Annotated in this window: 24 protein-coding genes and 2 tRNA genes; 13 read left to right on the top strand and 13 right to left on the bottom strand. The window is 62.4% G+C overall.

Translation table 11 applies throughout. The annotated features are described in order from the left end of the window. Positions 1-49: 49 nt before the first annotated feature. From rbsD to LU684_RS16600, 6 genes are read right to left on the bottom strand one after another with little or no spacing between them, the layout of a single operon-like run. Entirely contained in the window at positions 50-448 is a 399-nt protein-coding gene (gene rbsD / locus LU684_RS16625; protein ID WP_016487890.1) for a D-ribose pyranase, read from the bottom strand. Further along, positions 445-1,353, bottom strand: a complete 909-nt coding sequence (gene rbsK, locus LU684_RS16620; RefSeq protein ID WP_095115555.1) for a ribokinase — start codon at positions 1,351-1,353, stop codon at positions 445-447. The genes rbsD and rbsK overlap by 4 nt, the downstream gene beginning before the upstream one ends. Positions 1,354-1,368: 15 nt before the next feature. Next, on the bottom strand, positions 1,369-2,391 hold the full coding sequence (locus tag LU684_RS16615) for a LacI family DNA-binding transcriptional regulator (protein WP_016487892.1): 1,023 nt from the start codon (positions 2,389-2,391) through the stop codon (positions 1,369-1,371). Positions 2,392-2,395: 4 nt separating this feature from the next. Next, on the bottom strand, positions 2,396-3,391 hold the full coding sequence (locus tag LU684_RS16610; protein WP_060517224.1) for an ABC transporter permease: 996 nt from the start codon (positions 3,389-3,391) through the stop codon (positions 2,396-2,398). After that, positions 3,388-4,941: a sugar ABC transporter ATP-binding protein gene (locus tag LU684_RS16605; RefSeq protein WP_016487894.1), complete on the bottom strand. Its 1,554-nt coding sequence runs from the start codon at positions 4,939-4,941 to the stop codon at positions 3,388-3,390. The genes LU684_RS16610 and LU684_RS16605 overlap by 4 nt, the downstream gene beginning before the upstream one ends. A gap of 20 nt (positions 4,942-4,961) precedes the next feature. Continuing rightward, complete coding sequence (locus LU684_RS16600; RefSeq protein ID WP_197889422.1) at positions 4,962-5,921, bottom strand: sugar ABC transporter substrate-binding protein; 960 nt, start codon at positions 5,919-5,921, stop codon at positions 4,962-4,964. 398 nt (positions 5,922-6,319) lie between these two features. Between LU684_RS16600 and LU684_RS16595 the strand changes: the two genes are divergently transcribed. Further along, positions 6,320-7,408, top strand: a complete 1,089-nt coding sequence (locus tag LU684_RS16595) for an asparaginase (protein WP_096426979.1) — start codon at positions 6,320-6,322, stop codon at positions 7,406-7,408. A gap of 150 nt (positions 7,409-7,558) precedes the next feature. On the opposite strand, the gene LU684_RS16590 is transcribed toward LU684_RS16595, so the two are convergent. Beyond that, entirely contained in the window at positions 7,559-9,604 is a 2,046-nt protein-coding gene (locus tag LU684_RS16590) for a TonB-dependent receptor family protein (RefSeq protein ID WP_232894830.1), read from the bottom strand. Positions 9,605-9,806: 202 nt separating this feature from the next. Here LU684_RS16590 and LU684_RS16585 point away from each other — a divergent pair, with 202 nt between their 5' ends. Then, positions 9,807-10,049: a DUF1654 domain-containing protein gene (locus LU684_RS16585; RefSeq protein WP_016487898.1), complete on the top strand. Its 243-nt coding sequence runs from the start codon at positions 9,807-9,809 to the stop codon at positions 10,047-10,049. 6 nt (positions 10,050-10,055) lie between these two features. Next, on the top strand, positions 10,056-10,748 hold the full coding sequence (locus LU684_RS16580; RefSeq protein ID WP_016487899.1) for an endonuclease: 693 nt from the start codon (positions 10,056-10,058) through the stop codon (positions 10,746-10,748). A 3-nt stretch (positions 10,749-10,751) separates the two neighbouring features. On the opposite strand, the gene LU684_RS16575 is transcribed toward LU684_RS16580, so the two are convergent. Both LU684_RS16575 and LU684_RS16570 read right to left on the bottom strand, forming a co-directional pair. After that, positions 10,752-11,177: a GTP diphosphokinase gene (locus tag LU684_RS16575; RefSeq protein ID WP_016487900.1), complete on the bottom strand. Its 426-nt coding sequence runs from the start codon at positions 11,175-11,177 to the stop codon at positions 10,752-10,754. Positions 11,178-11,368: 191 nt separating this feature from the next. Further along, positions 11,369-11,938, bottom strand: coding sequence for an SPOR domain-containing protein (locus LU684_RS16570; RefSeq protein ID WP_016487901.1), 570 nt, complete (start codon positions 11,936-11,938; stop codon positions 11,369-11,371). A 330-nt stretch (positions 11,939-12,268) separates the two neighbouring features. On the opposite strand from LU684_RS16570, the gene LU684_RS16565 reads away from it, so the two are divergent. Genes LU684_RS16565 through LU684_RS16545 form a run of 5 tightly spaced genes read left to right on the top strand, consistent with a single transcriptional unit; the run spans position 12,269 to position 16,766 of the window. Beyond that, positions 12,269-12,784: a TRAP transporter small permease gene (locus LU684_RS16565; protein WP_016487902.1), complete on the top strand. Its 516-nt coding sequence runs from the start codon at positions 12,269-12,271 to the stop codon at positions 12,782-12,784. Further along, positions 12,784-14,067, top strand: coding sequence for a TRAP transporter large permease subunit (locus tag LU684_RS16560; protein ID WP_016487903.1), 1,284 nt, complete (start codon positions 12,784-12,786; stop codon positions 14,065-14,067). The genes LU684_RS16565 and LU684_RS16560 overlap by 1 nt, the downstream gene beginning before the upstream one ends. A 29-nt stretch (positions 14,068-14,096) precedes the next feature. Next, complete coding sequence (locus LU684_RS16555; protein WP_016487904.1) at positions 14,097-15,092, top strand: TRAP transporter substrate-binding protein; 996 nt, start codon at positions 14,097-14,099, stop codon at positions 15,090-15,092. A 51-nt stretch (positions 15,093-15,143) separates the two neighbouring features. Then, positions 15,144-15,947, top strand: a complete 804-nt coding sequence (locus LU684_RS16550) for a carbon-nitrogen hydrolase family protein (protein ID WP_016487905.1) — start codon at positions 15,144-15,146, stop codon at positions 15,945-15,947. Between the two features lie 18 nt (positions 15,948-15,965). After that, positions 15,966-16,766, top strand: a complete 801-nt coding sequence (locus tag LU684_RS16545; RefSeq protein ID WP_023048475.1) for an HpcH/HpaI aldolase family protein — start codon at positions 15,966-15,968, stop codon at positions 16,764-16,766. 82 nt (positions 16,767-16,848) lie between these two features. Here LU684_RS16545 and LU684_RS16540 read toward each other — a convergent pair whose 3' ends face one another. Further along, positions 16,849-17,748, bottom strand: a complete 900-nt coding sequence (locus tag LU684_RS16540) for a LysR family transcriptional regulator (RefSeq protein ID WP_016487907.1) — start codon at positions 17,746-17,748, stop codon at positions 16,849-16,851. 112 nt (positions 17,749-17,860) lie between these two features. Between LU684_RS16540 and LU684_RS16535 the strand changes: the two genes are divergently transcribed. Genes LU684_RS16535 through LU684_RS16520 form a run of 4 tightly spaced genes read left to right on the top strand, consistent with a single transcriptional unit; the run spans position 17,861 to position 21,536 of the window. Then, entirely contained in the window at positions 17,861-18,532 is a 672-nt protein-coding gene (locus LU684_RS16535; protein ID WP_060517217.1) for an RraA family protein, read from the top strand. A gap of 49 nt (positions 18,533-18,581) precedes the next feature. Then, positions 18,582-19,631 carry a TRAP transporter substrate-binding protein gene (locus tag LU684_RS16530; protein ID WP_082421998.1) on the top strand — a complete coding sequence of 350 codons (1,050 nt, stop codon included), beginning with the start codon at positions 18,582-18,584 and terminating at the stop codon, positions 19,629-19,631. Between the two features lie 25 nt (positions 19,632-19,656). Further along, positions 19,657-20,262: a TRAP transporter small permease subunit gene (locus LU684_RS16525; RefSeq protein ID WP_016487910.1), complete on the top strand. Its 606-nt coding sequence runs from the start codon at positions 19,657-19,659 to the stop codon at positions 20,260-20,262. Continuing rightward, positions 20,256-21,536, top strand: coding sequence for a TRAP transporter large permease (locus tag LU684_RS16520; RefSeq protein WP_016487911.1), 1,281 nt, complete (start codon positions 20,256-20,258; stop codon positions 21,534-21,536). The genes LU684_RS16525 and LU684_RS16520 overlap by 7 nt, the downstream gene beginning before the upstream one ends. Before the next feature lie 49 nt (positions 21,537-21,585). On the opposite strand, the gene LU684_RS16515 is transcribed toward LU684_RS16520, so the two are convergent. After that, positions 21,586-21,662 (bottom strand) — tRNA-Val (locus LU684_RS16515). 171 nt (positions 21,663-21,833) lie between these two features. After that, positions 21,834-21,910, bottom strand: a tRNA-Val gene (locus tag LU684_RS16510). A gap of 202 nt (positions 21,911-22,112) precedes the next feature. Here LU684_RS16510 and LU684_RS16505 point away from each other — a divergent pair. Further along, the gene (locus LU684_RS16505; RefSeq protein ID WP_232894829.1) at positions 22,113-23,396 is read left to right on the top strand and encodes an NAD(P)/FAD-dependent oxidoreductase; all 1,284 of its coding nucleotides are present in this window, start codon (positions 22,113-22,115) and stop codon (positions 23,394-23,396) included. Positions 23,397-23,490: 94 nt separating this feature from the next. Here LU684_RS16505 and LU684_RS16500 read toward each other — a convergent pair whose 3' ends face one another. Further along, positions 23,491-24,168: a peptidase C39 family protein gene (locus tag LU684_RS16500; RefSeq protein WP_060517213.1), complete on the bottom strand. Its 678-nt coding sequence runs from the start codon at positions 24,166-24,168 to the stop codon at positions 23,491-23,493. Positions 24,169-24,263 lie beyond the last annotated feature (95 nt).

Raw genomic sequence — 24,263 nt, 5'->3', positions numbered from 1 at the left:
CGCGCCCCATCGCGGCACAAGGCCGCTCCTACAAAAAGCGCGGTGGCTGTCAGAAAGTGACGCCGGAGATGAGGGCGATGTTGCTGTAGGGCTGGCACTCACCGGTACGCACCACTGCACGGGCACTGCGCGACAACACCTTGAAATCCTCATGGCTCAGCCATTCGCGCTTGCCCAGCTTGCCCTTCAGCCGCTCGATTTCGATCAGCGCTGGCGGCACCACTTTCTGCATTTCTTCAGCCAGCACATGCCGCTCTACCTGCAGCTCGCTCAACACCGCCCGCAACACGCTGGCGAAATCCGGCAGACCGGGCGTGATGGCCAGGTCGATCAGTTCCACGCCTGGTGGCACCGGCAGCCCGGCATCGCCGATCACCAGGATATCGCCATGCCCCATGCCGGCAATGACCCGCGACAGGGCAACGTTCAGCAAGGGGGTTTTCTTCATGGTGTCAGCTCCGCCAGGTAAGGGATCGACGGCTGGGCGCCAGCACGGGTAACCGACAAGGCTGCGGCACGCTGGCCAAAGGCAATGGCTTCGCCCTCCTCCAGCCCCCGCACCAGCCCGGCAGCAAAGCCACCGATGAAAGTATCACCAGCAGCGGTGGTGTCCAGCGGCTGCACCACCGGCGCCGGGTAGTGCTGATGACCTTGGGCAGTCACCAGCAAGGCCCCTTGCGCGCCCAGGGTGATGATCACTTTACCCGCCCCCAGTTGCAGCAAGCGCTCGCCAGCACGCCGCGCACTGTCCTGGTCCGTAACAGCCACGCCGGTCAGGGCTTCGGCCTCGCTTTCGTTAGGTGTGAGGTAATCGATGCAGGCAAACCAGCCCGCCGGCAAGGGCCCGGTGGCCGGCGCCGGGTTCAGGATCACCTGCTTGCCCAGTTCACGGGCCCTGGCCAGGGTCCAGGCCACGGTGTCGGCCGGCACTTCCAGTTGGCAGATGACCACCTCGGCTGCCTGCAGCAGCGCATCGAAGCGCTGTACCGAGTGCGGCGTCAGCAGGCCGTTGCCGCCAGGAATGATGACAATGCAGTTCTGGCTGGCAGCATCCACGGTAATCAGTGCCACACCGCTGGATACCCCTGGGCACGTGCTGACGCCCTGGCAGTCGATGCCCTCGACATAAAGGGCCCGATGCAGTTGCCGGCCATAGTCATCGTCACCCACATTGCCGATCATTGCCACGCTACCGCCCAGCCGTGCCACCGCCACGGCCTGGTTGGCGCCCTTGCCGCCCGGCACGGTGAAAAAGCTATCGCCGGGGAGTGTTTCGCCGGCCCGGGGCAGGCGCTGGGCGCGAGCCACCAGGTCCATATTGAGGCTGCCGACCACCACAACCTTGGCATTCATGACATTTCCTTAGCGTTAGCGGTAATCGTTGAACAGGTCCGGGCGCGGCCCGGTGGACTCACGCAGTACGATGCGCGGCGCAACGATGCGTTGCTCCGCCGCACCTTGGCGCGGTGTGCCGATACGCGACAGCAGCAAAGAGGCGGCGCTCTCGCCCAGCTCGCGAATCGACTGGCCTACCGTGGTCAGCGGCGGGTACACATAGCGGCTGAGCTCGATGTCGTCGAAACCGATCACCGACAGCTCGCCCGGCACGCTGATATTGCGTTCGGCTGCCGCACGCAGCACGCCAAACCCGATCATGTCATTGCCGGCAAAAATCGCCGTGGGCCGTTTGCCCTCCAGTACCTGCGCCGCTGCCGCATGCCCACCCGGGCTGGTGAAGTCGCAGTGCAGCACACGGCTGCCCAGTACCGGCACGCCGGCTTCGGCCATGGCACGGCGGAAGCCGTTCAGGCGCAGCTGGGTAACCCCGGTTTCGGCGGGGCCGCCAATATAGGCGACGTCGCGGTGGCCAAGCTCTAGCAGATGCTGGGTAGCCAGGTAGGCGCCGTGCTCGTGGTCGATGCGCACCAGGTCGGCATCCACGCCTTCCAGCTCACGGTCGACGATCACCATGGGCGTGCGCACGCAGGCCAGGCTTTGCAGCAGGTCGCTGTCCTGGCCCACCGAGGCCACCACCAGGCCATCGATGCGCTTTTCCAGCAGCACGCGCAGGTAACTGCGCTGCTTCTGTGGGTTATCGTCGGAGTTGCACAAAATCACACAGTAGCCGTTGCGTTCGCAGGCATCTTCAATGCCCCGTGCCAGCTCGGCGAAGTACGGGTTGACGCTGTTGGGCACCAGCAGGCCGATGGTGGCTGTGCTGCGCGCCTTGAGTGAACGCGCCACCGCGCTGGGCACGTAGTCCAGCTCGATAATGGCGGCTTCAACCTTCTGCCGCACGTGTTCGCTGACCGGCCGGGTCTTGTTCAATACATGGGACACGGTGGTGTAGGAAATGCCCGCCAATGCCGCGACGTCTTTGATGGTTGCCATATAGTCAGTTCCGCCGGCCTGCACGCCGGCTGCGGTAAGTGTCGAGTACCACGGCGATGACGATGACCGCCCCGGTAATGATGCGTTTGGTCGGCTCGCTGGCGCCAATCTGCGCCAGCCCGGCGGCCAGCACGGAAATGATCAGTACGCCAAAGAAGGTGCTGATGACCGAGCCGCGCCCGCCCATCAGGCTGGTACCGCCAATCACCACGGCGGCGATCACCTGCAGCTCCAGGCCGGAGCCGGCGTTGGGGTCGGCTGCTTCCAGGCGCGATATCTGGAACAGCGCGGCCAGGCCTGCCAGCAGCCCCATCAGGGCGAATACCAGCACTTTGTACGGGCGTGGGTCGATGCCTGCCAGGCGTACGGCTTCTTCGTTGGTCCCAATGCCGATCAGGTAACGGCCGAACACCGTGCGGGTCAGCACCAGGTGGGCCAGCACAATCACCAGCAAGGCGATGATGAACGCTGGCGAAATACCAAAGGCAACCGGGTTGGAGAACCAGGCATAGGCATCGCCGATGTAGGCGGTGCGCGAGTCGGTGAACTGGTAGGCCAGGCCGCGGGCCATTTCCAGCACCCCGAGCGAGACGATGAACGACGGGATGCGCCAGGCCACGGTAACGCCGCCGGTGATGCTGCCGGCCAACGCGGCCACGGCCATGCCCAGCAGCGCCGAGGGCAGCACGCCCCAGCCCCAGCCGAGGATTGCCACACTCACTGCAGAAGCCGCCAACGCCAGCACCGAGCCCACCGACAGGTCAATGCCACCGATGATCAGCACGAAGGTCATGCCCACGGCCAGCACCATCAGGTCGGGGATCTGGTTGGCCAGGGTACTGAAGGTGTTATACGACCAGAAGTGGCTGCTAAGAAACGAAAACAGCACAATCATGGCCAGCAAGGCGGCGGCCAGGCCCAGGTAGGTGCCCAGGCCAAAGTACGTGCCACTGCGGCGCACAGGGGCGGCGCCTTGGCTATCGAGCGGGGTGGTTTTCATGCGTCCATCCTGGGGGCTGCACCGTGCAGCATTCCGTCACGTTTCTGATAGCCGGCAAAGGCGGCCGCAAGCAGCTGATCCTGGCTCCAATGGTCACGTTCGAAGGTGTCGATCAGGCGGCCGGCGGACAGCACCGCGATGCGGTCGCAGATCAACATCAGCTCGCGCAGGTCGCTGGACACCACCACCAGGGCCTTACCCTGGCGCGCCAGCTCGGCCAACAGGCCATAGATATCGAATTTGGCACCCACATCGATGCCACGGGTGGGCTCGTCGAACAGCAGCACCTGGCAGTCGCGTTCCAGCCAGCGGCCAATCACCACTTTCTGCTGATTGCCGCCAGACAGCTCGCCCACCACTTGTTGCGCGCCGGCACTGCGAATGCGCATGGCCTGGATCTGGCGTTCGGCCAAAGCCTGTTCCGCCTCGCCGTCGAGCACGCCGGCCCGCGATACCGCACCCAGGTTGCCCAAGGCGATGTTGGCGCTGATCGACTGCGTCAGCAGCAGGCCCTCGCCTTTGCGGTCTTCGGTGATCAGCGCGATACCAGCGCGCACCGCGGCTTTGGGCGAGTCGATACTTACCGGCTGCGGCGGCAGGCCCAGCGCGATGCTGCCGCTGTCGGCGCGATCGGCACCGTAGATCAGGCGCAACAGCTCGGTACGGCCGGCGCCGATCAGGCCGGATATGCCGAAGATCTCCCCTGCCCTCACCTCGAATGACACTTCGCGCACCTTGTCCGCACGGCTGAGCTTGTCGACCTTGAGCAGCGGCGCACCGATCTGCCGGCGGCCCAGGTCGATATGCTCGCCCAGCTCGCGGCCGACCATCAGGTTGACCAGCTCGGTGCTGCTGTAGCGTTGGATCGGCTCGTCGCACACCAGCTTGCCATCGCGCAGCACAACGATGCGTTGGGCCACGCGCTGCAACTCTTCGAGGCGATGCGAGATATACACGATGGCCACGCCCCGCGCGCGCAGGCGCTCGATCTGGGTGAACAGCAACTCCACCTCGCGCGCGGTGAGCATGGCGGTAGGTTCATCGAAGATCAGCACATGGCAGTCACCGATCAGGTTGCGGGCAATTTCGACCATCTGCTGATGGCCTATGCCCAGTTCGCCGACCGGGGTGTCCGGGTTGATGGCGTCAAGCCCGACCTGGGCCATGGCGGCCGTGGCCAGCTGGCGCAGGCGCTTTTGGCTGATCCAGCCAAAGCGGCTGGGCAGGTTGTCGAGAAACAGGTTTTCCGCCACGGTCAGCGTGGGCAGCAGGTTCAACTCCTGCATGACCATACGCACGCCAAGGCGCTCGGCCTCGCTGCGGCTGCCGGGCGCGTATGCCTGGCCGCGGTAGGTCATGTGCCCGGTGGTGGGCGCCTCCAGGCCGCTGATGAGCTTGGAAAGCGTACTCTTGCCCGCGCCGTTCTCGCCAGTCAGGGCCAGTACTTCGCCAGCCCGCAGGTTCAGGCTGACTTCGCCCAGCACCGGCTGGGCGTACGTCTTGCCCAGGCCGTTGGCGGCGAGCACCACTTCATTGGCCGATGCAGGCATGGCCGTGTCTCCTGGCAGCATCAGGGCTTCTTGGTGATGAGTTGGACCGGGGTCTGGATGACGTTGTCGGCATCCACATCCGGTTTCTCGCCCTTGACCATTTTCAGCGCAGCCTGGATGCCGTACACCGCCTGCTGGCTGGCGGCCTGGTCGAGGGTGGCCAGCACGCGACCATCGGCAAGCATCGGCTTGATGGCGTTGATGTTGTCGTAGCCCACCACTTGCACCTGGCCGGCCTTGCCGGCGGCGCGCACGGCCGATACGGCGCCCAGGGCCATACTGTCGTTGCCGGCCAGCAATGCTTTCAGGTCGGGGTATTCGTTAAGCATGGAGGCGGCGACGGCATTGCCTTTGTCGATTTCCCAATTGCCGCTTTGTACCGAGACGATTTTCATCTTTGCGGCGTCCATGGCGTCCTTGAAACCGGCGGTGCGCTGCTGGGCGTTGGTGGTGGTCGGGACCCCTTCGATGATGCCCACCTGGTCGCCTGCCTTGAGCTTCTGGCTGGCCAGGTAGTCGCCGACCAGGCGCGCGCCTTTGCGGTTGTCGGGGCCCACGAACGGCACGCTGATGCCTTTGCTCTTGAGCAGATCAGGGTCCAGGCGGTTGTCGATGTTGATCACCACCACACCCTGGTCCATGGCCTTCTTCACCGCCGACACCAGCGCCTTGGAATCAGCCGGGGCAATCACCAGCGCCTTGGCGCCGGCATTGACCATTTGTTCGACAATGCGAATCTGCTCGCCGGTGTCGGTCTCGTTCTTGATGCCGTTGGCAATCAGCTCAAATTCGTCGGCGTGACTTTTTTGGTAGTCCTTGGCGCCGTCTTCCATGGTGCGGAAAAATTCGTTGGCCAGTGACTTCATCACCAGAGCGACTTTGGGTTTGTCTTCGGCGTGAGCGGCAGACAGGGGCAGTGCGAGGGAAAGGGAGGAAACGACAGCGAGGGCCAGCAGACGACCGGGGAACGGCAGTTTCATGGACGATGACTCCGAATCTTGTTTTTTTATCGGATCGCAAACGTTTGCGTTGGCTAACTATGGAAACAAGACCGGCGTTTGTCAAATCCGTTTGGCTGTCGGAGGCAGATGCTGCTGGAGCCGATTATGCAGTTTTTTCCGGAAAACCGAACAGCCTTTCCTATGCTTGTTCGGAATTACGAATGGAACATTGTCTCTTGCAGGAACGTCCTTGTGTCGCGAAAGGGTCGCGTAGCGGCTCCGTTTTAGGTGCAACACCCCACATTGTCGGGGCTGCTACGCAGCCCGTCGCGACGCAAGGCCGCTCCTACAAGGGGCGCACGATGGCTTGGTACGAAATATGCCTTCCGCTCTGTGCGAAATAACAACAATCTCATTAGGAAGAGAGAACAATAATGATGAACGCCGCACTCAAAACCTTCGCCCCCAGCGCACTCGCCCTGCTGCTGATCCTGCCAGCCACCGCCTCTGCCAAAGAAGCCGAAACCCAGCAGAAACTGGCCAACGTCGTCATCCTCGCCACGGGCGGCACCATTGCCGGCGCCGGCGCCAGCGCGGCCAACAGCGCCACCTACCAGGCTGCCAAGCTGGGCATCGACAAGCTGATTGCCGGCGTGCCGGAACTGGCCGACATCGCCAACGTACGCGGCGAGCAGGTGATGCAGATCGCCTCTGAAAGCATCACCAACGAGGACTTGCTCAAGCTTGGCAAGCGGGTTGCCGAACTGGCCGAGAGCAAGGACGTCGACGGTATCGTCATTACCCACGGCACCGACACCCTCGAAGAAACCGCCTACTTCCTCAACCTGGTGGAAAAGACCGACAAGCCAATCGTGGTGGTCGGCTCGATGCGCCCGGGCACCGCCATGTCTGCCGACGGCATGCTCAACCTGTACAACGCCGTGGCCGTGGCCGGCGACAAGCAGTCGCGCGGCAAGGGCGTGCTGGTGACCATGAACGACGAGATCCAGTCTGGGCGTGACGTGAGCAAGTCGGTCAACATCAAGACCGAAGCCTTCAAGAGCGCCTGGGGCCCAATGGGCATGGTGGTAGAAGGCAAGTCCTACTGGTTCCGCCTGCCAGCCAAGCGCCACACGGTCAATTCCGAGTTCGACATCAAGCAGATCAGCAGCCTGCCACAGGTGGACATTGCCTATGGCTATGGCAACGTGACCGACACCGCTTACAAGGCACTGGCGCAGAACGGTGCCAAGGCGCTGATCCACGCCGGTACCGGCAACGGTTCGGTGTCGTCGCGGGTGGTGCCGGCGTTGCAGGAGCTGCGCAAGAACGGCGTGCAGATCATCCGTTCGTCGCACGTCAACCAGGGTGGCTTTGTGCTGCGCAATGCCGAACAGCCGGATGACAAGAACGACTGGGTGGTGGCCCACGACCTGAACCCGCAGAAGGCTCGTATTCTGGCGATGGTCGCCATGACCAAGACCCAGGACAGCAAAGAGCTGCAGCGGATCTTCTGGGAATACTGAGTACCTCGCGCCCCACTGTGGGAGCGGCCTTGCGTCGGGCAAGCCTGCTCCCACAAACCCCCTGCTAAGGCACCGAGTTAGCGTTTATTCCATGAGATCGGGTTCACCCCGCCATTCACCGCACTGCATGCTTCGTCAGGATGTTGCCAGCTACCTGAACCGGTACTCCAACCCCGCCCCCGCATACCACGACCGCCCGGGCGCTGCTTCGTAGTAACGCCCGTTGCCGTCGCCGACAATGACCGAGCCTACATACTGCCGGTCAAACAGGTTGTCCAGCCGCACCAGCTGGTGGAACGTCCAAGGCCCCACATGTTGCTCGAACCGGGTCCGCCAGTTGAATACCGCATACGCAGGTGCGGCCTTGGCGTTGTTGCTGTCGTCCACATACACCTTACTGCGGTACTGCCCTTCAACCCCCATGCTGAGGGACGACACTGGCTTCCAGACCAGCTCGCCATACAGGTTGTCCAGCGGCACACCTGGCAGGCGGTTGCCACTTTGGATGGTCTGGCTGATGTCGTCGGCATAGCGGGCATCAGTGCGGGTATACACCAAGGTGGTCTGCCACTGCTGACTCAAGTCACTTTGCAGGCTCGCCTCAAAGCCGCGTCGTACAGTACGCCCCGCATTGCGATAGCTGGTTCGACCATCCGTAGCGCTGGCGACGACGATTTCGTCATCGGTATGAATCTCGTACACCGCTGCATTCAGGCGCGTGCGCTCGCCAAGCCGGTACTTCACACCCAATTCGTACTGCATGCTGGTGGCGGGCTTGAGGCCGAAGTTGAAGCTTTCGAGCACACCCGGCGCATAGGCCATTTCGGCCTGCGTGGGGGTTTCGAAGCCTTTGCCGACGCTCACGTAACCGCGCAGATCAGGCGTGAACGCGTACATCACCGACAGCGATGGCGTGGCCTGCTGATACTTCTTCGAGCCGCTGGAGTCACCGTTGGCCAAGTAGTGGTCGTCGACACGCATTTCCATGGTGCTGTAGCGCAGCCCCAGCTCACTGGTCCAGTTGCCGATTTCCCAATGCGCCTGAAGGTAAGGGTCCAGGCTGGTAGCGGTGTCTTTCTCGTCGCGGCGCAACTCACCTTTAAGGCCCAGTTGGTCACCGCTGAAATTCTGATAACCGCGTCGGTCGTCCTTGCTCTGGTCGTAATCGGCGCCGACCGTGAAGGTTAGGTTGCCGGGCACATTCGCAACCGGCTGTATCCAGCGCAGGGTGCCGCCGTGGAACTCGCGGTCGAAGTCAACGACCCCGCCGCCACGCTGGCTGTTGGAGGCCACCGATTTGGGGATGGACAAATACTGCACCACGCTGCGTCGCCCCGCGTACAGGTTGAACTGCAGCGTGGCATCGCCAAAGTAGCGTTCGTAGTTCATGCCCAGTTGCTGGTGGTCGATGCTTTTGCGGGTGTTGTAGGTTTCGGCCACTGCTGCCGTGGAACGTGGGTCATGCTTGTAGGCATCCCAGGTCTGCCCCAGCGGGTCCTGCGTGTTGTTCTGCTCCAGGCTGCTGTAGATCAGCGCCATGCGCGAGTCGTCGTCGGGCTTGAAGTTGACCTTGGCGAAGGTCTGGTCACGGCGCGCGGCACTGTGGTCGCGATAGCCATCGGTATCCAGGCGCGAGGCATCCAGCACGAACCCTGCCGTGTCGTTCCCGCCCTCTGCCGACAGGTGATTCTTGTTGAAGCCGTCGCTGCCGAAGGTGGTTTCGGCACCCACGCGCGCAGGCCCCTGCCCGTCCCGGGTAAACATCTGGATCACACCACCGGCGTTGCTGCCATACAGTGTCGCTGCCGGGCCGCGCAGCACTTCAATACGGTCGGCCACATCCAGGTTCAGCGTGGCGGCCTGCCCTTGCCCGTCGGGCGTGCTGGCCGGTATGCCGTCGCTTAGCAGCTTGATGCCACGCACGCCGAAGGCCGAGCGTGCACCGTAGCCCCGCGACGAAATCTGCAGGTCTTGCGCATAGTTCTGACGGTTCTGCACCACCAGCCCAGGGACTTTGCTCAGCACTTCTGACAGGTTGACGCCAAGTTGGCCATCGGTGCCGTGGGACAGGTCAACGGTATCCACCGAAAACGGCAGGTCGAATGTGCTGGTGGGGGCATAGGCACCGGTGACCACCAGCGGTGCCATGACGACGACATCGGGTGAACTGGCCTTGGCACTGCCATTAACGCTCATCCCACCTGCAAACAGCAGGACCAGACTTGTAGATGAAGGAAAACGAGAAAGAAATCGATACATGCGCAGCTTCCGGAAATTGCCGGTATTACACCAGACCGGCAGCGCCAGCGCGAACGGTGGTTTTTTTCCTGACAAGCTGTTGCGAATTTACTTACGCTGAAATACTGTATGCACATACAGCAAAAATAAGGAATTTCCTGTGTCCAGCACCGCCTCCGCCACTCCGAGCAGCTATGAACAGCTGGGTGTACGCATCCAGAAGATCATCAACAGCCCCACCGCCCAGCGCAGCCGTGCGGCGCTGATCTTCCGCCTGGAACAGGAAAGCCCGGAGGACTGGGAAAGCTTGCTGGAGGAGATCGCAGAAAACGACAACGTGACCCTCGCCCACCGCGACGATGGCGGTGTGCAGATTTTCTGGACTGTGCCGAAGGAAGACTGACCGCGCATGAGAGTTTCGCTTTTCGCGGCAGCCTGCCTGTTACTGACCACGCCGCTTGTTCAAGCCGATGCCCCACGCACCTTCCAGGAGGCCAAGAAGGTCGCCTGGAAGCTCTATGCCCCGCAGTCGACCGAGTTTTATTGCGGGTGCAAATACAAGGGCAACAAGGTCGACCTGGCGTCCTGCGGCTATGCCCCACGCAAGAATGCCCAGCGCGCGTCGCGCATCGAGTGGGAACACATCGTGCCTGCCTGGCAAATTGGCCATCAGCGCCAATGCTGGCAGAGCGGCGGTCGCAAGCAGTGCGCGCAGCATGACGAAGTGTACAAACGCGCCGAAGCCGACCTGCACAACCTGGTGCCCAGCATCGGTGAGGTCAACGGCGACCGCAGCAACTTCAGTTTCGGCTGGTTGCCGGAACAACGCGGCCAGTACGGTAGCTGCCTGACCCAGGTCGACTTCAAGGCCAGGAAGGTGATGCCGCGCCCGTCGATTCGCGGCATGATCGCCCGCACCTACTTCTACATGAGCAAGCAGTACAACCTGCGCCTGTCCAAACAGGACCGCCAGTTGTTCGAGGCCTGGAACAAGACCTACCCGCCGCAGGTTTGGGAGCAGCAACGCAACCAACAGGTCGCCTGCGTGATGGGGCGGGGAAACGAGTTTGTCGGGCCAGTCAACCTCAAGGCGTGCGGTTGAGCCTCAGGCCAGTGCCTGGAGATAGGCGCTGGCTTCCCGGTAACGGGCCAGCCGCGCCAGGTCGGCGGGGCCAGGGCAAGGAATGCGTGAAAGGTCACTGTTATCGGCCAGGTCGGCCAGCTTGACGGTTCGCGCCAACGGGTCATCGCCCAGGCGTACCACGAAATCCTGGTACGGCTCGCCCTCACGGCGACTGAGTGCCAGCAAGGCGGCAAGGATTTTCAGGGTAAAACCCTCGCGGGCCAGGTCGGACACGGTCAGCGGGGTGTCCTCGATCACATCGTGAAGGACTGCGACAATACGTTGCTCGGGTGTGGACACCCGCATCATCACGCGTAGCGGGTGGAGAATATACGCCACCCCGCCCTTGTCGTATTGCCCTTCATGCGCCCTGGCGGCCACGGCAATGGCCCGCTCCAGTGTAGACATGAGGCCCCTCCCCCGTTCGGCATCTTCCACCCAAGCATAGCCAAACTTGTGTGAACAATGTCTAACACACGCCTCACAAAGCTGCACACACCCAGTTGGCGGGGCCTTATGACGGCAACAGTTGTGGGAGCGGGCATGCCCGCTCCCACAACTGCCGCGAAGGCTCCGGGCTCCCACCCACTGCTGCAGTTCTAGCGGGTTGCGCCATGCTGGATGACCACCGAATCGGTGCCCAGCTTGGCCATCACTTCGTCCTTGCGCGCTTGAGCTTCTTCACGGGTTGGGAACGGCCCCATCAGCACCACCGGCTTGCCGTTGCGGTATTCCACCGAAGACGGGATACCCTTCTCGATGAGCCGCGCGGTCATGTCGCTCAGCGCGCCCATGTTGGCACCCTGGATCACTTCCACGTCCCAGCCCTCGGGTGCCGGCTGGCCAGCCAGTGCATCGGCACGGCGCTGCAGATCGGCGCCGCCGCACACCTCGCGGATGCGCAGGTTGTTGCCGGTGTCGTCGACGATGATGTCGTACTGGCCGTCACGCTTGATCGCCACATAGCTGCGGTAGGCTTCGTACTGCCCGGCATCGTCCTTGCCGCGAACCTGGCCGCAGATGGTGCCCTGTGTGTCGATCCGCACGTTGCCGAACTTGGCGGTTTTGGGGTTATGCAGGTGTTCGGCCACCTGCTTGTGCACGCCTTCGACCTCGTTTTCACAGCCCGCCAGGGCAAGCACTGCCATTACCACAGCCAGTTTGCGCACGCGTGTACCTCCAGATTCGAAGGGGCGGATTCTAGCACGAGGGCCATGCGCAAGAACCGCGACCATACGTTACACCTTGCAACCAAGTCATAGGACAACAACCCGCTGCGTCTGCGCTGATCGCCATTTCTTATCCCGCTGATAAAAAACTTGAGGCAGCGCAAGCCGGGCGTTTCGTAGAAGAATCGGGGCAGTCATACGACGACGTATGTCGAATAATAATAAAGGTGAACCCATGTCCCGCTCATACATACAGGTGGATGCTCGCGTCCGCATGATCGCACCGGGCGCTTTTGGCGCTTCCTGGGCAGCTCTGCCTCAGGAGGCGCCATGAAAACCCTGGTCGATGGTTACTTCATCATCCTCAAGACGCTGGTGGTAGGTTGTCTGGTCGGCATCACCTGCCTGATCTTCACCAACGTCGTGCTGCGCTATGGCTTCAACTCAGGGTTGTTCTTCAGCGAAGAGATTTCCCGCCTGGCGTTTGTATGGCTGGTGTTTGCTGGCGCGCAGCTGATGCTGCACGAACACGGCCACATCGGCGTCGACATCGTCACCCGCCGCGTCTCGCCTGGCGTGGCCCGCTGGCTGCTGGCACTGACACAACTGCTGATGCTGTATGTGACCTGGCTGTTTCTCGACGGCAGCTGGAAGCAGACCCTGATCAACCTGCATGTCGGTGCTCCCTCCACGGGTATTTCCATGGCGCTGTTCTACGGCGCGGGCCTGGTCTTCTGCATCCTCAGCGCGCTGCTGATCTGCACCCAGCTGGTCAGGAACCTGACGGGCACCCTCCCGGCGCCCGCCCAGACCGAAACTTCGCTCAAAGATGGAGCAGTCGAATAATGGCCCTGTCTGTTTTCGTCGGCGTGCTGATGGCCGCCATCCTGATCGGCGCCCCCATCGCCTATGCCCTGATCCTTTGCGGCGTGGCGTTGATGTGGCTGCTGGGCCTGTTCGATGGCCAGATCATCGCGCAGAACATCATCAACTCGGCCGGCAGCTTCCCGCTGCTGGCAATTCCGCTGTTCATCATCGCTGGCGAGGTAATGAACAGCGGCGGCTTGTCCAAGCGCATCATCAAGCTGGCCATCACCCTGGTCGGCCATCTGCGCGGCGGGCTTGGCTACGTCACCATTTTTGCCGGCGTGCTGCTGTCGAGCCTGTCCGGTTCGGCCTTGGCCGACGCCGCCTCGCTGACCGCCCTGTTGCTGCCGATGATGGTCATCGCCGGCTACAACCGTAACCGCTCCGGGGGCCTGATCGCATCGGTGTCGGTGCTGGGTTCAATCATTCCACCCAGCATCGGTTTCGTTGTGCTTGGCGTGGCTTCGGGGCTGTCGATCACCAAGCTGTTCCTCGCCGGCATCGCCCCGGGGCTGATGATCGCCGCCGCACTGGTGGTGGCCTGGTGGCTGATGTCGCGGCGTAACAACGATGTGCAACTGAGCCCCAAGGCCAGCGGCAAGGAGCGCCTCAAGGCCCTGGTGGACAGCTTCTGGGCGCTGATGCTGCCGGTGATCATCGTCGTCGGCCTGCGTTTTGGCGTGGTCACCCCGACCGAGGCCGGTGCGGTGGCCAGTGTCTATGCCCTGCTGGTGTCGTCGCTGATCTACCGCGAGCTCAGCCTCAAGTCGCTCAACCAACTGCTGCTGCGCGCCGGCAAGACCACCGCTGCCGTGATGTTCCTGGTAGCTGCCGCTTCGATCCCGGCCTGGATGATTACCATCGCCGACATCCCCGGGCAAATCATCGACCTGATCCAGCCAGTGATGGACAACCCGCGGCTGCTGATCGTAGTGCTGATGCTGCTGATCCTGGTGATTTCCATGGTCATGGACCTCACCCCCACCATTTTGCTGCTCGCACCAATCCTGGTACCGGTGGTGACCGCTGCGAACATCGACCCAATCTATTTCGGCGTGCTGTTCATGATCAACTGCTCGATCGGCCTGATCACCCCGCCGGTGGGCACGGTGCTCAACGTGGTCTGCGGCATCGGTCGCATGCGTTACGAGGCACTGCTCAAAGGCACGTTCCCCTTCCTGATCGCGGAAATCATCGTGCTGTTCCTGCTGGTCATCTTCCCCGAACTGGTCACCGTTCCCGCCCAGTGGTTCGGGCATTGATCCCCCCTATAACAATAAAGGTACTGTCCATGAAGAAACTCGCCCTCATCGCCGCCCTGTTGCTGTCCAGCAGCTTGAGCATGGCCGCCGACTACAACGCCCGCGTCATCAAGTTCGCCGCCACCAGCCCCAAAGGCACGCCACCGGCCATCGGCATGGAACTGTTCGCCAAGAAGGTTCAGGAGCGCAGCGAAGGCAAGATCAAGGTGCGCACCTTCCCCAACGGTGTCCTGGGCGGCGACGTACAGGTGCTGTCTTCCTTGCAGGGTGGCGTGGTGGAAATGATGACCTGGAACGCCGGGCTGATGCTTAACCACATCACCGACTTCGGCATCCTCGACTTCCCGTTCCTGTACACCGACACCGCCAAGGTCGATGCCATGCTCGACGGCGAGGTAGGCAAGATGCTCACCGACCAGTTGCCAGCGAAAAATCTGGTAGGCCTGGCGTTCTGGGAGCTGGGCGAGCGCAACCTGACCAACAATGTGCGGCCGGTGCAAAAGCTTGAAGACATTGCCGGGCTGAAGATTCGCGCCCAGCAATCGCCGCTGTTCCTGGACGTGTGGGCGGCACTCGGTGCCAACCCGACGCCGCTGCCTTTCACCGAGGTGCACACGGCACTGGAGACCGGCACCGTGGACGGCCAGGAAAACCCGGCGGCGCTGATCCTCGCCTCACGCTTCAACGAGGTGCAGAAGTACCTGAGCCTGACCCGGCACAACTACAACCCACAGATTGTGCTGATCGGCAAGACGTTCTGGGACAGCCTCAACAAGGATGAGCAGCAACTGCTGACCGAGGTTGCCCAGGAAGTGCGGCTGGAACAACGGCGCATCTCCCGGGAGGCGGACAGCAAGGCCATCGCCGACCTGCAGGGCGCGGGCATGCAAGTCAACCAACTGCCGCCCGACGAGGTGGCGCGCATCCAGGCCAAGATTCGCCCCGTGGTCGACAAGTACGCCGCACAGATCAATCCCCAACTGGTCAGCAAGGTCTACCAGGCCATGGGCTACCAGCCACAGTGACGCCCTCGCGCCGCGCATTGCGGCGCCTTTCAACTGCCATCAAGGAACAGCATGAAAATCTCCGTAGCCCAGATTCACCCGGTGGCCGGCAACCCGGCCCTGACCGTCGACAAGGTTGCCACGCTGGCACGCCAGACCGCTGCAGAAGGCTCGCGGCTGATCGCCTTTGCCGAATGCCTGCTCACCGGCGGCGCGTTCGACAGCCGTGAAGACCTCGAGCGCGGCGCCATCAGCCTCGACGCCCTGGCGCCGCTGCTGGAGGTATCGGCGCAGACCGGCATCCTGATCGTGGTCGGCTTCTACGAGCGGCACGCCAGCTCGGTGTACAACACCGCCGCGCTGATCGGCGCGCAAGGCATCATCGGCCTGCACCGCAAGCGCCACTTGCCATTCATGATCGGCGACCGCTTCACCGACCGCCCCAGCGATTGGGCAACACCTGTGTTCGATACCGACATCGGCCGCATCGGCCTGGCCATCTGCTACGAAATCCGCTTCCCCGAAGTGGTACGCACCCTGGCCCTGGAAGGTGCCGACATCGTCGTACTGCCTGCTGCCTGGCCAGAACAGGCACGCATGCTGCCGGACATTTTCAGCACCGTGCGCGCCGCTGAAAACATGGTGTACTTCGTTGCTCCCAACCGCAACGACATGGACGAGGGCATGCAGTTCATCGGCACCAGCCATATCATCGAACCGTCCGGCAAGACCCTGGTGCGCGCCGGCCTGGAAGACGGCGTGTACACCGCCGAGATCGACCTGGCCAAGGCCCGCAACAAATCGCTGATCCGTGACCCGGGCATATTCGAAGTGCACCCGTTCCGCGACCGGCTGCCTGAAACCTACCGCATCTGACCCAAGGCGGCCTCGAACATGAACCAAAGCACTACACACACCTTGCTGAAGGCCCGCATGGCGCGCGGTGCCACGTTCGGCATGAACATCTACAGCACCGCCTGCATGGCCATCGAGGTGGCCGGCAACTGGGGCCTGGACTTCGTCTTCATTGACGCCGAGCACACCGCGCTGGGCGTGGACCGCGACATGGAAAAACTGCTGCTGGCCGCCAGCAGCGCTGCAATCCCCAGCCTGGTACGGGTGCGGGGCACGCTGGAGTGGGATATACGCAAGGCCCTGGAAATGGGCGCTGCCGGGGTGATCGTGCCGCAAGTGCACAACGCCGCGCAGATGCGCCAGATCATCCATTACAGCAAGTTCCCGCCCTTGGGACGCCGCGGTGGCGACAGCTCGGTGCGCTCGGCCGGGTTCGCCGGGCCAGGTTTCGACTGGGCGCGCTATACGCAGGCAGAAAACGACCGCAGCGTGATCGTGCCCATGGCCGAAAGCTATGAGTTTTTTGACAACATCGATGAGATTCTCGATGTGGAAGGGATCGATGCAGTGCACTTCGGGCCGGCGGACTACTCACTTTCACGCGGGCTACCGGTCGACTACCGCCTGGGCAACCCCGAGGTGCGGCAACGCCTGCAGGTGCTGATCGAAAAATGCCACGCCCGCTCGATCAAGGTGATGGTGCCGTGCTTTCCGGCCGACCGAGTCACCGCCGGGCGTTTGCTGGACATGGGCAGCGACATGCTGCTGATGGGCAGTGATCTGTCATGGCTCAACCAGGCCGGGCAACATATCGCTGCAGTAAAACAGGCGCTCACCTGACCGGCTGACACGCCACACAACCGGCGCCTGCAGGCACCGCGCAGTTTTCGGGCTGCTACGGTGCCTGCGGGCTCGGGACTAATCAATCTACCAGAAAGTTCTGCTTTACCAGTGTCGCCCGAATGATCGATACCAGTTCACCCAGTTGCATGTCTGGCCGTTCAGTCAAATAGGAAAGGCAGAACTTTGCCGCAGGAATCGCCGGGTCGCACGGTAATGTCTTCAGCATGTCCACCGCCAACATGTCGCGAATCAGTGGCACCGGCAATATGCCAATGGCATGCCCCGCCGATACCATCTTGGCAATAAACGCCAGCGAGTTGCTGGAATGAAAAGCGTGGCTCGCCGAGCCGCTTTCCTGCAACCAGCGGTCCACCACCGAATACAGTGTCGACGGCGCGCTGTGGGTAACGATCGAATACTGCCGCGCCTGCTGCGGCAGAAACGGCCCGTCGGCAATCTCCAGGTGCCGCGCCGCCACCCACTGAAACGTCATCCAGCCAAGGAACACATCGGTCACATCCTCGCGTGTGGCCGGGTTGGTCAGCAGGGCGATGTCCAGTTCGTGATCGTTCAGTTTGCGGTTGAGCGCGGCGCCCACATCGATGGTGATTTCCAGGGTGATTTCCGGGAAGTGCGCCTTGATTTCGCTTATCACCGCAGTCAGCCCGACCATCGCCGAGCACTCGTCTGCCCCCAGGCGCAGGCGCCGGTGTTGCTTCTGCTGGGCCGCGAACTGCTCCAGCTGCGTGCTGTTGTTCAGTACCAGTTCGGCATGGCGCAGCGCCGTGTGGCCGTCGGCGGTGAGGCTCATGCGCTGCTTGCTGCGGTCGAACAGCTTGACGCTGAGCAACGACTCCATTTCCTTGATGCGCGCCGACACCGCAGGTTGCGTCAGGTGAAGATGCCGTGAGGCCGCGTGCACACCGCCCAGGCGAGCGGTCCAGTAGAATGCCTCGATCTGCATCAGCGTGATACGCATGATAAAAACTGCTCCGGCTACTGCTTACGGATTTTTATTATCGACCGTTCAGGGCGCTTGTTAGGATGACCGAAACCCTTCGAAAAAGCATCCGGCATAACAACAACTCCCTATGTATATCATCGAAGCTCTACCTACCCCGGTTAACGCCCACGAACTTGAAATACTGATCAATGCCGAACCGGCAACTATCGGTCATTTCATTACCCACGGCATACCCCACCCAGACATCAAGGCACACTTGCAGAATGTACGCGCGGTGGGCACTGCCGTAACCGTACGCATGCCCGGCAATGACGGTGGCATTCTGCACTACGCCATGGGCTGCGCACGCCCCGGCGATTTCCTGATCGTGGACCGCTGCGGCGAGCGCATCACCGCCGCGCTGGGTGGGGCCATGGCCTACGCCGCCAAGCAGGCCGGGGTAGCCGGGATCATTGTCGACGGCTATGTCACCGACCTTGGCGAATTGCGCGAGCACGGCGTGCCGGTATGGTCGCGCGGTGCCAGTGCCATCACCACGCGAGTGATCGGCCACGAAGGCGAGTTCTGCACTGCCATCCAGTGCGGCGGGGTCATCGTGTACCCGGGCGACGCCGTGGTGGCAGACGAGAACGGCATCGTGTTCCTGCGCCCAGGCAGGGTGGTAGAACTGGCGCAACGGGCAATCGACTTCCAGCACAACGAAAAGCACACCCTCGCACGGCTGGCCAAGGGCGAGAAGTTTCCCGACATCGTCGGGTCGCGGTCGACCATCGAGGCGGCGACCCGCCCTCGCGGATAGCGTCACACCGCACCCGAAGTAGCCCCCGAACAACAACAAGAGGCCTACCGTGAAGCTCATCTCCCTGCTCATACCGCTGGCGCTTGGCGTGCTGATGGGCAGCCCGGCCGCCCAGGCGCAGGACTACCCGCAAATCCGTTTCAACGTGATCGGTGGTGGTAGCCACAACTACACGTTCCGCGCCGTTGAACAGCCGTTCTGGAACGGCTCCTTGCCCAGCGCCTCCCACGGCAAGGTCACCGCCCAGCTGCTGGGGCTGTCGGAGAGCGGCCTCAAGGGCCCGGAAATCATTCGCCTGATGCGCTTTGGCGCGGTTGACATTGGCATGGGCGTGTTCGCATTCGTCGCCGGTGACGATGCTACCTTCGAAGGCATCGACCTGCCGGGCATGGCCGCCGACATCGGCAGGGCCCGCCGCATCGCCGACGCCTACAAGCCGGTGCTGGAACAGCGTATGGCCGAGCGCCATGGCATAAAGCTGCTGGCCACCGTGCCGTACACTGCGCAGGTGTTTTTCTGCCGCGCGCCCGTGCAATCGCTGGCCGACCTCAAAGGCCGAAAAATCCGCACCCGCGGGCGCAACATGGCCGAGCTGGTCAAAGCGATTGGCGCTGCGCCGGTCACCCTGCCCTTTGCCGAAGTGGTGACCGCCATGCAGACCGGCGTCATCGACTGCGCCATTACCGGTATCGGCTCGGGTAACGCGGCCAAATGGTACGACGTGGCCGGGTACCTGTACGACCTGCCGGTGGACTGGTCGGTTGGCTTCTATGGTATCGGCCTCAAGCGCTGGCAACAGTTGCCGCCTGAGGTGCAGCAACTGCTGCAGGCGCAGTCGAAGGTGCTGGAAGATGCCCTTTGGCAGGAGACGGCCAGGGAAAACCGGTACGCCAAGGCATGCAATGTCGGCAGCCCTGACTGCCAGATCCACCATCTGGCGCACATGAGTGCGTCGGCACCCGACCCGCAAGAACAGCAGCGCGTGCGCCAAATGGCGCTGGAAATCGCCAACGACTGGGGCAGGCGTTGTGGCCCCAGTTGTGTCGAACAATGGAATGCCAGCGCAGGCCGCGCCATCGGCATGCGCCTGGCCCCATAAACCCTTTCCCTCGGAGCATACAGAGATGAAGACGGCCCGTTCCAGCCTGGCGGCCATCACCGCCATCGCCAAGGCCAGCACCTGGGTGGGTGGCTTTGCCCTGCTCGGCTGCGCCCTGCTGATTGGCATCGACCTGATCTTGCGCAAGACCGTGGGCATCTCCATGGGCGGCGCTGATGAAATTGCCGGCTATGTTCTGGCAGTCACCAGCGCCTGGGCGTTACCGGTCACTTTGCTCAAGCGTTCGCACATCCGCGTCGACATCCTCTACGCTCGCCTTGGCTTGAAACCACGGGTGGCGCTCGACCTGTTCGCCCTGGCTTGCATGGCCGCGCTGGCCAGCACCTTGGTCTTTCACGCCTGGCATGTATTGTGGGACTCCATCGAATACCGTTCAGTGTCCAACACCCCCTTGCAAGTACCGCAATGGATACCGCAATCCCTCTGGTTTGCCGGCTACCTGTTCTTCGCCCTGACCCTCCTCAACCTGGCGCTGGTGAGCCTGGGGCATTTATTGCGCGGGCGCTGGGGGGCAGTCAGTGCACTGATCGGTATCAACACGGTCGAGCAGGAAATCGAGCAAGCGCTACACCCCGCCGCCACCCCTCCCCAGGAGCACCCGCCATGCTGAGCATCACCTTGTTGCTGCTGCTGACCCTGTTGGCGCTGAGCGTGGCCGCGGCCGTCAGTGTCGGCTTGCTGGGGATGTCGCTGTCGCAGTTGTTCTCGACCCTGCCGCTGAGCAATGCCATGGGCGAAATCGCCTGGAACATCAGCGCCGAGTTCCTGCTGGTGGCCATCCCCCTCTACGTACTAATGGGTGAACTGCTGGTGTGTTCGGGAGTGGCCGGGCGCATGTACCAGGCGGTCGAGAAATGGCTATCCTGGCTGCCGGGCGGGCTGATGAACGCCAACATCGGCGCCAGCGCGCTGTTTGCCACCACCAGCGGCTCCAGCGTGGCAACCGCCGCTACCATTTCCACCCTGGCCATCGCAGAGCAGGAACGCAAAGGTTACAACGCACCGCTGTTCCTTGGCTCCATCGCCGCTGGCGGCACGCTGGGTATCCTGATTCCGCCATCGATCAACATGATCCTGTTCGCCCTGATTGCCAACGTGTCGGTGCCCAAGCTATACCTGGCCGCGACCATCCCCAGCATCATCCTCAGCCTGTTGTTCGTCGCACTGATCGTGCTGGCCTGCCTGGTGCGCCCACCATTGGGTGGGCGCATAGAACACACCCGCTGGGCAGAACGCCTGGCCTGCATCCCCGACCTGCTGCCGCCACTGGCCATCTTCGTTCTGGTGATCGGCTCGATCTACAGCGGCTTTGCAACGGCCAGCGAGTCGGCGGCACTTGGGGTACTCAGCGCCTTGGGCTTGGGCCTGTGGCGTCGGGCTTTCACCTGGCAAAGCCTGGGCCAGGCCTTCGAAGCCACGTTGCGCACCACCGGCATGATCATCTTCATCACCTTGTCGGCGTTCTTCCTCAACTTCGTGTTGGCGTCCATCGGGCTGACCGCCACCCTGGTCAGCTTCGTCACCGACCTGAACCTGCCACCCACGACCGCGCTGCTGGCGATCATCGTGTTCTATATCGTGCTCGGCTGTTTCATGGACACCCTGGCGATGCTCATCACCACGGCGCCGCTGATCGTGCCAATCGTCGTCAACCTGGGCTTTGACCCGCTGTGGTTCGGGGTGGTGCTGATCGTGCTGTGCGAGATGGGCCAGATCACCCCGCCGTTCGGCATGAACCTTTTCGTGGTGCAGAGCATCCGTGGTCGCGGCAACTTCATGGACGTGGTGTACGGCGCCCTGCCGTTCTGCCTGGCTTTGCTCGCGCTGATCGGTTTGCTGATTGCCTTCCCACAACTGGCGCTGTGGCTGCCAAAGGCGTTCTAGCGGCAGAATGCAAAAAGGGCGATCATCTCTGATCGCCCTTTTTGGGATTTGGTAGGCACAATTGGACTCGAACCAACGACCCCCACCATGTCAAGGTGGTGCTCTAACCAACTGAGCTATGTGCCTGTCGTGTGGTGCGCATATTAGTGATCCGATGCGTACCTGTAAAGCTTTTTTTTGAGAAAAATCAAAAACTTTCGAATGTGAGCACTGGGTGCCCTTACCGCAGTTTGCGGTACCCACAGCAATGGCTAATGAAAAAAGGGGTGACCCTTTCGGATCACCCCTTCTTCGATTTGGTAGGCACAATTGGACTCGAACCAACGACCCCCACCATGTCAAGGTGGTGCTCTAACCAACTGAGCTATGTGCCTGTCGTGTGGTGCGCATTTTACGCATTCCAAAAACCCTGTCAACACTTTTTTTTGCGCTAACCTACTGAATCTTAACCCCTTTATATAAAGGCTGCTGGCGGGTCCCCCGTAAAGGATTTTCACCAGACGACTAGCGGGTGTTTATTATTATTGATAGCATCGGTACATTCGTTAAAAATATAAAACACGAGGTTCCTGCAGCATGGCTAACACCCCCTACCCCCAGTCCTACTACGCCGCCTCGGCCAACCCGGTGCCGCCACGTCCGGCGCTGCAGGGTGAGGTGGAAACCGATGTGTGCATCATCGGTGCCGGCTACACCGGCCTGTCCAGCGCCCTGTTCCTGCTGGAGAACGGCTTCAAGGTGAGCATCGTCGAAGCGGCCAAGGTCGGTTACGGCGCATCGGGCCGCAACGGCGGCCAGATCGTCAACAGCTACAGCCGCGACATTGACGTCATCGAACGCACCGTCGGCCCCAAGCAGGCACAACTGCTGGGCCACATGGCCTTCGAAGGCGGGCGCATCATTCGTGAGCGCGTGGCCAAATACAACATCCAGTGCGACCTGAAAGACGGTGGCGTGTTCGCCGCCCTCACCAGCAAGCAGATGGGCCACCTGGAGTCGCAAAAGCGCCTGTGGGAACGCTTCGGCCACAACCAGCTCGAGCTGATGGACCAGAAGCGCATCCGTGAAGTGGTTGCGTGCGACAGCTATATCGGTGGCATGCTCGACATGAGCGGCGGCCATATCCACCCGCTGAACCTGGCCTTGGGCGAAGCAGCTGCGGTCGAGTCGCTGGGGGGCATCATCTATGAGCAAACCCCGGCCGTGCGTATCGAGCGCGGTGCCAACCCAGTGGTGCACACCCCGCAAGGCAAAGTGCGCGCCAAGTTCATCATCGTCGCCGGCAACGCCTACCTGGGCAACCTGGTGCCGGAACTGGCCGCCAAGTCCATGCCATGCGGTACCCAGGTGATCACCACCGAACCCCTGGGCGAAGAACTGGCGCGCACCCTGCTGCCGCAGGATTACTGCGTCGAGGACTGCAACTACCTGCTCGACTACTACCGCCTGACCAGCGACAAGCGCCTGATCTTCGGCGGTGGCGTGGTGTACGGCGCACGTGACCCGGCCAACATCGAGGCGATCATCCGTCCGAAAATGCTCAAGGCCTTCCCGCAGCTGAAAAACGTGAAGATCGACTACGCCTGGACCGGCAACTTCCTGCTGACCCTGTCGCGCCTGCCCCAGGTTGGCCGGATCGGCGACAACATCTATTACTCGCAGGGTTGCTCGGGCCACGGCGTGACCTACACCCACCTGGCGGGCAAAGTGCTGGCCGAGGCCTTGCGCGGCCAGGCTGAGCGTTTCGACGCCTTCGCCGGCCTGCCGCACTACCCGTTCCCGGGTGGCCAGATGCTGCGCGTGCCGTTCAGCGCCATTGGCGCCTGGTACTACAGCCTGCGCGATCGCCTGGGCTTCTGATGTAAGCCGGCCTGGCGCTATCGCCGGCAAGCCAGCTCCCACAGGTACCGCACAGGCGTCGAACCCAGTGCGCTACCTGTGGGAGCTGGCACCGCTATTTGTTCAGGCTGCTGATGGCCTGCTTCGCCGCAATTTCCTGCCCCGCCCGTGCCAGCTCATCCGCAGCCTGCAACCAGCGCTGGCGATCCACCTGGGCCGGCAGTTGCCGCGGTGGCTGCACCAGCACCGCCCAACTCCCCTGCTTTGCCCACGCCGAGGCAAAGTCATCAAACGCCATCACCTGCCGCCGGTGCATGCCCGAGCGCAGCAGCACACGCTGCTTGTAGCGGTCATAGCCGATCAGCACCGCATAACGTGGCTCACCCCACCAGGCCGAACCCTCTTCGTAACGCAGCAGCACCGGGTTGCCCGCCGCCACCTGGGTCAATAGCGCGTCCAGTTGCTTGTCCAGTGGGTATACCACCATGCCGTAGTCCCGTGCCACGCGAGGGATAGCCGTGTCCAGCGCATCTGCGCCTTGGGGCAGGTTCAGCGGCTTGTCCAGCAAACCAGGCGTAATCGGCGCGCCCTGTTGCGACAGCACCGCTGCCAGCGCCATGGCACCGCTGTGGTTGGCGTTGCCACGGTAGAACGGCACGCTGCTGATCTCGACCCGCTGCGCCAGGCCTTTGAGATTGGCGGGCGGTGCGCTGGCACAGCCAGCCAGGGTGGCTGCCATCAGACAGACGGCCAGCAGCCGCCGGGGGGCAGTTTTGACGGAATGTTGCTGCATGGACACTCGCTTGTTCCAACGCCAGGCAGGCAGCGCCCGGCTCTGGCACCGATCATAGGTCCGACAGCGGCGCGGGTATAGTCCGACAGCGGCTT

Origin of the sequence: Pseudomonas sp. NMI542_15 (assembly GCF_021283425.1) — a bacterium.
Taxonomy (GTDB): Bacteria; Pseudomonadota; Gammaproteobacteria; order Pseudomonadales; family Pseudomonadaceae; genus Aquipseudomonas; species Aquipseudomonas fortuita.
The sequence above is the reverse complement of the archived record's forward strand: the minus strand, read 5'-3'. Positions and strand labels throughout refer to the sequence as shown.